General features: G+C 58.6%; 4 protein-coding genes. 2 read left to right on the top strand and 2 right to left on the bottom strand.

Annotated features, from left to right (window positions below; genetic code table 11):
- Positions 1-2,693: putative Ig domain-containing protein (locus tag RMS03_RS08675; protein WP_310626676.1), on the bottom strand; the 2,693-nt coding region annotated here is incomplete at its 3' end.
- 278 nt (positions 2,694-2,971) lie between these two features.
- Complete coding sequence (locus RMS03_RS08670; RefSeq protein ID WP_310626675.1) at positions 2,972-3,916, bottom strand: LysR family transcriptional regulator; 945 nt, start codon at positions 3,914-3,916, stop codon at positions 2,972-2,974.
- Positions 3,917-4,022: 106 nt separating this feature from the next.
- On the opposite strand from RMS03_RS08670, the gene RMS03_RS08665 reads away from it, so the two are divergent.
- Both RMS03_RS08665 and RMS03_RS08660 read left to right on the top strand, forming a co-directional pair.
- Entirely contained in the window at positions 4,023-5,534 is a 1,512-nt protein-coding gene (locus RMS03_RS08665; protein ID WP_310626674.1) for a CoA-acylating methylmalonate-semialdehyde dehydrogenase, read from the top strand.
- A gap of 101 nt (positions 5,535-5,635) precedes the next feature.
- Positions 5,636-6,051: GMC family oxidoreductase N-terminal domain-containing protein (locus tag RMS03_RS08660; RefSeq protein WP_310626673.1), on the top strand; the 416-nt coding region annotated here is incomplete at its 3' end.

Here is a 6,051-nt window from a genome sequence, read left to right as displayed (position 1 = left end):
TGGTAGCTGATTGCGCCCGCCCCTGTGACCGGGATGCCGTCTGCGTCTGCAAGGGTGTGGCTGGCCGTCAAGGTCTGCCCTTGTGTGGCCGTGCCCGTGATGCTCACGCCGCCTGTGGGCGCGTCGTTCAGGTTGGTCACGTTGATCGTGATGGTTTGTGTGCTGCTGTTGCCCGCAGCATCGCTGGCTTTGACTTTGATGACGTAAGCGTTGCTATTGCCTGCGCTGCCAGGCACCTCATAGTTCGGGCTGGTCTTGAAACTGATCGCACCTGTTCGGGTATCGAAATTGAACAAACCATCGTCAGCACCACCTGCCAGCACATAGCTGGTGACAGCGACGTTGTCGACGGCGGCGGCGATGTAGGCAGCGCGGGTGGCGTTCTCTGCAAAGCTGACGGTTTTGCTGGTTCCGCCTACGAAGGTGGGCGGGATTGTGTCAGCCGCAGGCGGCGCGGGATTGACGGTGACAGCAAAGGTTTGCTCTGCGCTGAGGTTGCCACTGTCTGTGGCAACCACGGTGATGCGGGTGGCACCACTGGTGGCGCGTGTGGGTGTGCCTGAGATGTGGCCTGTGGTGGCGCTAAGTACCAAGCCCGCTGGCAAGGTGCTGCCAGCTTTAAGGCTGTAGCTGAGTGCGTCCCATGCATCCACGTCAGTGAATTTGCCAGACAGGTCAACGTCTGCCATGGCTGCGCCCACCGTGGCGGTGACGGGGGCGACCACGCCATGGGTGGCCGGGGCTTCGTTGACATTGCTGACGTTGAGGGTGTAGGTAACCGCAGGCGTGGACGCACTGCCTGCCACGCTGCTGTCTTGCGCGGCAACGGTGACGGCGTAGCTAGATTTGGCTTCGAAGTTGAGGGCTGTGCCAGCTTTGAGGTAGAGGGCTTGGCCGTCTACCTCAAAGTAAGCAGCGTCCGCGCCACCTAAGGTGTAGGTGTTGGTGCCAACGCCATCCGCGTCGGTGACAGCTAGGTCTGCAACCTTGATGCGGGCGCTGGCGGGGGTGTTCTCGGCGATGTTGTGGTTCGCCAGCGCCGTGGGGAGGGCGACGGCTGTAGGGGCCGTGTTGATGCTTGAAACCGCTTGCGTGGTAGCAGTGATAACAGCATCTACAAGCGTTATGTTGGTCGCCCCCTCTGATTCAGCCGTCTTCACGGCAGCGACAGCCACCCTGTTCATCTCAAATACCGCCTCAGGGCTTGTCACCGCAACGCCTGCGGCGCGATAGTCTGTCGCCGTGGGCGCGTTGTCAGGGGTGGGTGTTTGCGCAAAGTTGGCCACTTTGGCGGACAACATGGTTGCAGCGAGGCCCGTGGTGTTATTGGCGCCTAGTTTGACCACCACCTTAGGCGTGGCGCCTATGGCCCCTGATATTGCTATGTCAACGTTGGAGGCCAGTGCAGTGAGCACCGTGTTAGCGGCGGTGACGGCAGCAGCAACTTTGTCTTGCGCAGAGCCTGACGTGGATGCACTTGCACCTGTACTTGCCACTTTGACCTGCTCAAACACAGCTTTGAGCACTTGACCATAGAGGTCTGGCACCACACTGGGAGCAACCCCTGTGTCATTACTGCCCACTGCAACGGTGGCTTTGGGAGCGATTTGCTCTAAAGGAATTGTGCCGTCCCCCAAGCTCAAAGCCTTGGCAAAGGCGGCACTGGTGGCTTTGACTTGCGCAGACGTGATAGCCAGGCCTTGCATGGAAGCCAATTTGCGCACCAACAAGTCGGTGACATGCGTGATATTGATGGTGTTTGACCCAGCCTCTGTCAGCGTCGCAATCGCACTGACAACACCCACAAACTCTCTTGGAACTCCGTCTTCGCCAATATAGTCTGGCTTGCCGTCAGACACCCCCACCGCATCCACACGAATCACACCGTTGACGGGCATTTTGCTAAGGCTGACGGCGAACGAGCCATCGGCCTTGGCGGTTTCTGAACCTAAAAGGTTACCGTCGACGTCGTAGACCTTGATAAGCAAGTTATTGCCCTTAATCAGCGGCCCTAAGGTAACAGTACCGCTGACACTGCTTGTTGCGGGGGCAAATGTAGCAGCCAATGAGCCGCCACCATGCGAGAGCGCAACAGCACCCGCACCAACATTCGGCGCAAGCTCGGGCCAACTCCACATGCCACCCATAACGTTGTTTTTGGAACTAGGGGTGACTGTTGCAGCTTCACCCTCATCCACGTCCAGTGTTGGCAACGCGCTGACAGTCTCTGCGGTCGTAGCTGTGACGGGCGTGTAGGCGCTGCTACTAGGCTGCTGCGCCTCAGCTTGGGCCAAGATAGCCAAGGCTTGGTCGGCCCATGCGTCGTCTGCGTCTAAAGTGGCATTTTTTTGTGGGCCAGTCCGGCCTGGTTTGCCAGGGAGTTTGCTTACTTTGACAGGCGGTGTTGTTTCAAATGGGGGCACATGAGGCGCCTTATCCGTAGTGGGTTGAACTAAGTTAGGTGCAAAGGTCGCGAGCGGTATGCTGACGTCGTCAAACACCAAAAAGAAGCTCGAGTTGCTCTGGCGTTTGGCGTTGACGCCTTTCAGTATCAACACTTCATTTTTTTTTATTTGGAACAACAAATCCTCACCACGCCAAGTGGCCGCCTGAATATCACAGGCAGCGACACCAGACACGCGGAGGGTTTGGTGCGATTGATTCTGTGGCGGGTTTTGAACTTTGATTTTCATAAAATAGGAGCTTGAAAATGATCAGCGGATTCGAGCATGAAGTGCGCCTGTGTTTAACGAGGCATGGATACTCCATGAGACGTCTTGAATCCCAATCGCTTTCTGGGGCGATGATTCAATTTGCTTTTGATTATAAGCAACTTCGCACCGAAGACGGTCTCCATGCGCCGCTTCAAGCTAATGTGGGTGAAGAAACCGACATTTTGCGCATGCTTGCCCAGGTGGACGCCAAGCTGGGGCGCATGAGCGCGGCCCATGGCGGTGCGGGGGCAACATCGTCACCCTGCAAAGCCCGTCGCCAAAACTTGGCGCAAGTAATCGACAAACGCCGCCACCGCGCGCGGCACATGCGGTGAGTACGGGCGAATGGCATAAATCTGTTGGGCAAACGCGTCCACCAACTTCCAGCCTGGCAACACCTGCACCAACTTGCCTTGCTGCAAAGCGGCCTGTGCGCTGAAGTCTGGCAACAAGGCGATGCCCAAACCGGTCAACGCCGCTTCGCGCAAAGCCTCGCTGTTGTTTGCGGCGAGTTGGCCCGTCACGGGCACGGTGATGCGTTCGTCATGGGCTTTGATTTTGGGTTTCACACGCGCCAGCGTCCATGTGGGCGCGTCTTGCGCACGCAGGTAATGCAAGCAGTTGTGGGCTTGTAAATCACTCGGGCGCTGTGGCGTACCCGCACGGCGCAAATAACTTTTGCTGGCCACCAACACCGAATGCGTGCTGCACAAAGTCCACGCCACATGTGTGTCGGGCGGGCGGGCGGTGTGGCGAATAGCCAAGTCAAAACCTTCGGTCGCCAAACTGCTGAGGCGGTCCGCCATGTCCAGCTCGATGCGCACCTCGGGGTATTGACGCAAAAAATCAGCCAAATGCGGCGCGAGCTGCTGGCGCGCAAAGGCCACGGGCGCGGTCACCCGCAGCAAGCCACTGGGCACGCCGGCCAAGTCGCGCACTTGGGCAAAGCTGTGCGCGATTTGCTCAAACGAGGCCCGGGTGTCATCCACCAAGCGTTGGCCCGCTTCGGTCAAACGCACACTGCGCGTGGTGCGCTGCACCAGTGGCACACGCGCGGCGCGCTCTAGCTCGGCGATGCGTTGGCTCATGGCCGCCTTGCTCACACCCAAGCGGGCCGCGGCTGCCGTGTAGCTGCCTTGCTGCGCCAGCACACTCAACCAATGCAGGTGGTGCCAAAGTTGACTGATTTTTTGATCATTCATGGCTTGATTGTTCACTATTTTGAACAATCAATTCAACCTTTGGTGCTTGTTCAATGCCAAAGCCCTACCTACACTGCGTCATCTTTTCAAAACACCGAGACACACCATGACACACACACACATCGCTCATTACATCAACGGTGCCGTTGCCAATGGCAGCAGCACTCGCACTCAGCCCGTGTACAACCCCGCCACCGGCGCCGTCACGGGCGAGGTGAGTTTGGCCAATGTGGCCGATGTGAATGCGGCCGTGGCTGCCGCACACAAGGCCTTCCCCGCTTGGGCCGATACGCCCCCGCTGCGCCGTGCGCGTGTGATGTTCAAGTTCTTGGAATTGCTCAACGCCAACAAAGACAAACTGGCCCACATGATCACGGCCGAACACGGCAAGGTGTTCACCGATGCGCAGGGCGAGGTCAGCCGTGGCATCGACATTGTTGAGTTCGCCACAGGCATTCCCCAGCTGTTCAAGGGAGACTTCACCGAGCAAGTCTCCACCGGTATCGACAACTGGACCATGCGCCAGCCCCTCGGCGTGGTGGCCGGCATCACCCCTTTCAACTTCCCCGTCATGGTTCCCGCTTGGATGTTCCCCGTGGCCATCGCCGCAGGCAACACCTTTGTGCTCAAGCCCAGCCCGATTGACCCCACCCCCGCGCGTTTCATGGCCGAGCTGCTCAAACAAGCGGGACTGCCTGACGGCGTGTTCAACGTGGTGCAAGGCGACAAAGAAGCGGTGGACGCGTTGCTAGTTCACCCCGATGTGAAAGCGGTGAGCTTTGTCGGCTCCACGCCCATCGCCAACTACATCTATGAAACTGGCGCCCACCATGGCAAGCGCGTGCAAGCTTTGGGCGGTGCAAAAAACCACATGGTCGTCATGCCCGATGCCGACATCGACCAAGCCGTAGACGCCCTCATTGGTGCCGCCTACGGCTCTGCGGGCGAGCGCTGCATGGCCATCAGCGTGGCCGTGTTGGTGGGTGATGTAGCCGAGCGCCTCATGCCCAAACTGATTGAGCGCACCAGGGCCTTGAAGGTGTTGAACGGCACCAACCTCGCCGCCGAAATGGGGCCCATCGTGACTGACATCGCGCACAAACGCATCACCGGTTACATCGAACAAGGTGTGAAAGAAGGCGCACGCTTGCTGGTCGATGGCCGCAACTTTGACGGCGCACAAGCAGGCGATGGCTGCAAAGACGGCTTCTGGATGGGCGGCACCTTGTTTGACAACGTCACGCCTGACATGCGCATCTACAAAGAAGAAATCTTTGGCCCCGTGTTGAGCTGCCTGCGTGTCGCTGACTTGGCACAAGCCGTGGACCTCATCAACGCGCACGAGTTTGGCAACGGCGTGAGCTGCTTCACCCGCGACGGCAACGTGGCCCGGGAATTTGCACGCCACATCCAAGTGGGCATGGTCGGTATCAACGTGCCAATTCCAGTGCCTATGGCATGGCACGGTTTTGGTGGCTGGAAGAAGAGCTTGTTCGGAGACATGCACGCCTACGGCGAAGAAGGTATGCGTTTCTACACCAAGCAAAAGAGCGTCATGCAGCGCTGGCCTGAGAGCATTGGCAAGGGCGCTGAGTTTGTGATGCCGACGTCTAAGTAACTTGTCTTCGCTTGGGGTTGGCGCTGTTGCAACTGAAACAATCAACGCACACAAGCAAGCTACCATCCCTGCACACAACAACAAAGAGTTGAGACATTGGCATGAGTGACACCCAGTTTGACTACATCATCGTCGGCGCAGGCACGGCAGGCTGCCTGTTGGCCAACCGCCTCAGTGCCAACGCCAGCAAACGCGTGTTGCTCATCGAAGCAGGTCGCAAAGACGATTACCACTGGATTCACATCCCCGTCGGTTACTTGCATTGCATTGGCAACCCACGCACCGATTGGCTCTACACCACCGCACCCGACGCGGGCTTGAATGGCCGCAGCTTGCGCTACCCGCGCGGCAAGGTGTTGGGCGGTTGCTCCAGCATCAACGGCATGATTTACATGCGCGGCCAAGCCCGTGACTACGACCAATGGGCGGACATCACGGGTGACGCGCGTTGGCGCTGGGACAACGCGCTGCCGTTTTTCAAACTGCACGAAGACCACCACGCAGGGGCCAACGCCAT

Source organism: Limnohabitans sp., from assembly GCF_031538885.1.
Classification (GTDB): domain Bacteria; phylum Pseudomonadota; class Gammaproteobacteria; order Burkholderiales; family Burkholderiaceae_C; genus Limnohabitans.
The sequence above is the reverse complement of the archived record's forward strand: the minus strand, read 5'-3'. Positions and strand labels throughout refer to the sequence as shown.

What these genes read in the sequence shown, in the direction of transcription:
- RMS03_RS08670 (WP_310626675.1), bottom strand. Translation starts at nt 3,916, where the DNA reads ATGAATGATCAAAAAATCAGTCAACTTTGGCACCACCTGCATTGGTTG.
- RMS03_RS08665 (WP_310626674.1), top strand. Translation starts at nt 4,023, where the DNA reads ATGACACACACACACATCGCTCATTACATCAACGGTGCCGTTGCCAAT.